This window comes from uncultured Aquincola sp. (assembly GCF_964001545.1).
Taxonomy (GTDB): domain Bacteria; phylum Pseudomonadota; class Gammaproteobacteria; order Burkholderiales; family Burkholderiaceae_C; genus Aquincola.
This window is the reverse complement of sequence record NZ_CAXFDV010000204.1, coordinates 1-3,780: the sequence shown is the minus strand read 5'-3', so window position 1 is coordinate 3,780 and position 3,780 is coordinate 1. Positions and strand designations below refer to the sequence as shown.

General features: G+C 71.8%; 4 protein-coding genes. 3 read left to right on the top strand and 1 reads right to left on the bottom strand.

Annotated features, from left to right (window positions below; genetic code table 11):
* Positions 1 to 217 precede the first annotated feature (217 nt).
* Genes ABNT58_RS07060 through ABNT58_RS07050 form a run of 3 tightly spaced genes read left to right on the top strand, consistent with a single transcriptional unit; the run spans position 218 to position 3,291 of the window.
* Positions 218 to 1,222, top strand: coding sequence for an ABC transporter substrate-binding protein (locus ABNT58_RS07060; protein ID WP_348752793.1), 1,005 nt, complete (start codon positions 218 to 220; stop codon positions 1,220 to 1,222).
* Between the two features lie 13 nt (positions 1,223 to 1,235).
* On the top strand, positions 1,236 to 1,910 hold the full coding sequence (locus tag ABNT58_RS07055; RefSeq protein ID WP_348752792.1) for a response regulator: 675 nt from the start codon (positions 1,236 to 1,238) through the stop codon (positions 1,908 to 1,910).
* Positions 1,903 to 3,291: a sensor histidine kinase gene (locus ABNT58_RS07050; protein WP_348752791.1), complete on the top strand. Its 1,389-nt coding sequence runs from the start codon at positions 1,903 to 1,905 to the stop codon at positions 3,289 to 3,291. The genes ABNT58_RS07055 and ABNT58_RS07050 overlap by 8 nt, the downstream gene beginning before the upstream one ends.
* Here the strand turns inward: ABNT58_RS07050 and ABNT58_RS07045 are convergent.
* On the bottom strand, positions 3,292 to 3,780 hold a 489-nt coding region (locus ABNT58_RS07045), incomplete at its 5' end, for a DUF6683 family protein (protein WP_348752790.1).

Here is a 3,780-nt window from a genome sequence, read left to right as displayed (position 1 = left end):
GGTCGCTCGACGGGCGCGGCCAGGGTGGCGGTGGTCTTCATGGGTCTCCTTGTCGGTCTTCGGGCAATGGCGTGCCGCATGTTCCCTACAGCCGGCTTTCGGTCCGCTTTCGATGCACCCCGGGGAAAACCCTGGGCCGCCGGACGCGCCGGGCCGCCCCCGTAACATCGGCGGCCGCCGCGGCACCGGCTGCGGCACCCGCGAACAAGGATTTCCGATGAACCGGCCCCGCCTGCTGTGCCGCCTTGCCATCGGGCTGGCGCTGCTGGCCGGCCTGGTCACGGCCGGCATGGCCGCCCCGCTGCGGCTGATGGTGGCCGGCCTCGACAAGCAGATCTACCTGCCCGCGCTGCTGGCCGAGCGCCTGGGCTACTTCGCGGCCCAGGGCCTGCAGGTGGAGCTGCTGAGCGAAAGCTCCGGCGTGCATGCCGAAGACCAGCTGCTGACCGGTGCGGTGCAGGGCGTGGTGGGCTTTTACGACCACACCATCGCGCTGCAGGCCAAGGGCAAGTTCGTGCAGGCGGTGGTGCAGCTGGGCCAGGCGCCGGGGGAAGCCTTGCTGGTGGGCGCGGCGCAGGCCGAAGGCCTGGCCAGCCTGGCGGCGCTGGAAGGGCGCACGCTGGGCGTCACCGGCCTGGGCGCCTCCACGCAATGGCTCACACAGTACCTGGCCGCGCAGCAGCGCATCGGCCCGGCGGCGCTGCATTTCGTGGCCGTGGGCTCGGGCGAGAGCTTTGCCACCGCGCTGCGGCAGGGCCGCATCGACGCCGGCACCACCAGCGAGCCCACCGCCACCCGCCTGCTGCGCAGCGGCCAGGCGCGCCTGCTGGCCGACCTGCGCACGCCCGCCGCCACGCGCCAGCTGCTGGGCGGGCCGTACCCGGGCGCCTGCCTGTACGTGTCCAGTCGCTGGGCGGCCGCCCATGCCGACGAACTGCAGCGCGTGGTCAATGCGCTGGTGCAGGCGCTGCGCTACATCGCCAGCCACGGCGCCGAGCAGATCGCCGACCAGCTGCCGGCCGAGCTGCTGCAGACCGACCGGGCCAGCTATGTGGCCGCGCTGCAGGCCGGCAAGGCCATGTTCACGCCCGACGGCCGGATGCCCACCGGCGGCCCCGAAACCGTGCTGCGGGTGATGCAGGCCACCCAGCGCAGCCTGCAGGGCCGGGTGATCGACCTCGACCGCACCACCACCGACGCCTTCGTGCGTTCGGCGCGCTGAAGGCAGGTTGGCCATGCGCATCCTGCTGGTGGAAGACAACCAGGAGCTGGCCGAGTGGCTGGGCCGCACGCTGCGCCGCCAGCACTACACGGTGGACTGGGTGGGCAACGGCGCCGATGCCGACTTCCTGCTGCGCTCCGAGCGCTTCGACCTGGTGATCCTGGACCTGACGCTGCCCAAGATGGACGGCCAGGAAGTGCTGCGTCGGCTGCGTGGCCGCCACAACAGCACGCCGGTGCTGGTGCTGACGGCCAACAACACCACGCAAAGCCGCGTGAGCGAGCTGGACCACGGCGCCGACGACTACGTGGCCAAGCCCTTCGAGGTGGAAGAACTGGAAGCCCGCATCCGCGTGCTGCTGCGCCGCTCGTCGCAGGTGGCGCAGCCGCTGGTGGAATGCGGCGAGCTGGTGTACGACAGCAACAGCCATGAGTTCACGCTGCGCGGCCAGCCGCTGGCATTGACCCCGCGCGAGCGGGCGGTGCTGGAGCTGCTGGCGCTGAAGCTGGGCACCACGGTGTCCAAGAACGCGCTGGCGCAAAGCCTGTTCTCGCTGGACGAGACCTTGTCGGTCGATGCCATCGAGATCTACGTGCACCGGCTGCGCAAGAAGCTCGAAGGCAGCGATGCGGCCATCGTCACGCTGCGCGGCCTGGGCTACGTGCTGCGGCGCGTGCAGCGTGGCTAGAAGCCTGCGCAGGCGGCTGCTGGCCGGGGTGATGCTGCCGCTGCTGGGCGCGGTGGCGGTGGACGGCTGGATCAGCTGGCGCGACGCCCAAGCCACCGCCGGCCTGATGCAGGACCGGCTGCTGCTGGGCGCCGCCCGCATCGTGGCCGAGCAGCTGCACTGGCAGGACGGCGCCTTGCCCAGCCAGGTACCACCGGCCGCGCTGGAGCTGTTCGAGGCCGGCGAGGCCGACCGCGTGTACTACCGCGTGAGCACCGCGGCCGGCCACATCGTCACCGGCTATGCCGAGCTGGTGCCGCCCGCCGTGCCGCTGCAGCCCGAGCTGCCGCACTTCTTCAGCGCCGCGGTGCGCGGCCAGCCGGTGCGCGCGGTGGCATATCTGCAGCCGGTGCCCGGCGAGCGTGGGGTGGAGCCGGTGACGGTGGCCATCGCCCAGACCATGAACGGCCATGCCGCGCAGGTGCGCAGCCTGTGGGCGCGCAGCATGGGCCAGCAGGCGCTGCTGCTGGCGCTGGTGGCGGCGCTGGTGCTGCTGGGCCTGCGGCGTGTGCTGCGGCCGCTGCTGGCGCTGCGCGACGCGGTGCTGTCGCGTGAGGCAGGCTCGCTGCAGCCGTTGGCGGTGCCGGCGATGCCCCATGAACTGCAGCCGCTGGTGGCCGCCATCAACGACTATGCGCGGCGGCTGGACCAGTACGCCGGTGCGCAGCGCAGCTTCCTCCAGAACGCGGCCCACCAGCTGCGCACGCCGCTGACCGTGCTCACCACGCAGGTCAACTATGCGCTGCGGGCCGATGGCGCGCAGCGCCAGGAATCGCTGGAGGCCATCCGCGGCACGGTGGCCCATTCAGGCCGGCTGGTGAACCAGATGCTGATGCTGAGCGCCGCCGAGGCGCAGGCCGAAGCCGGGGAGGTTGATGCAGCCACGGCCGCCACCGACCTGGTGCCGGTGCTGCAGCAGGTGCTGGAACAGCTGGCCGGCCAGGCCGGGGCGCGGCAGATCGACCTCGGCTTCGAGCAGGAGCCGCCGGGCCCGGCCTGGGTGGCCGCGCCGCCGCTGGCGCTGCGCGAGATCGCCACCAACCTGGTGGACAACGCGCTGCGCTACACGCCGCCGGGCGGCATCGTCACCGCACGGGTGGAAGTGGCCGCGGGCGAGGTGCTGCTGCGGGTGGAAGACAACGGCCCGGGCATTCCGCCCGAGGAGCGCGAGCGGGTGTTCCAGCGCTTTTACCGCCTGCGCGACGCCGACTCCGCCGGCAGCGGCCTGGGCCTGCCCATCGTGCGCGAGTTCGCGACCCGCATCGGCGCCACGGTGAGCCTGCAGGACGGGCCGGGTGGGCGGGGGCTGGCGGTGGTGGTACGCCTGCCAGCCGCCCATTGATCAGCGCAACTCCAACCCCCGCGCCGTGAACTGCACCCGCGAAGCATCGGTCTTCAGGAACTCCTCCAGGTAGCCCTTGCCGGCCTTGCTGAGATTGGCCTGCGCACGCTCTGCATTGGGCGCGTCGGGGTTCTGCTTCAGCGCCAGCTGCGTGGTGGCCGTCATCATGCCCAGGATGGCCAGTTGCTCGTACATCTCCTGCTTCTGCTGCGCATCGGCGGCGGCGAAGTCGGGGTTGCGGCTGATGATGCCGCGCATCTGCTGCACAAGCGGTGCAAAGTGCTCATCCGGGAAATCGCTCTGGTGGTACGCCATCCAGCTGCCCACCAGGAGCGCGGCTACGGCGCCGGCGACGTCGTAACGCGGCACGCCGAAGCGCTGCTCGATCTGATGGTAGCCAGCCAGAAGCTGCTTGAAGCTGCGCTCGGCCTGCGAACGCGCGGCTTCGGGGTAGGCCTGGGCCAGCATGGCCGGCATGCGGCTGGCGCT

Coding starts and splice junctions, on each gene's coding strand:
- ABNT58_RS07060 (WP_348752793.1), top strand. CDS start 218: ATGAACCGGCCCCGCCTGCTGTGCCGCCTTGCCATCGGGCTGGCGCTG.
- ABNT58_RS07055 (WP_348752792.1), top strand. CDS start 1,236: ATGCGCATCCTGCTGGTGGAAGACAACCAGGAGCTGGCCGAGTGGCTG.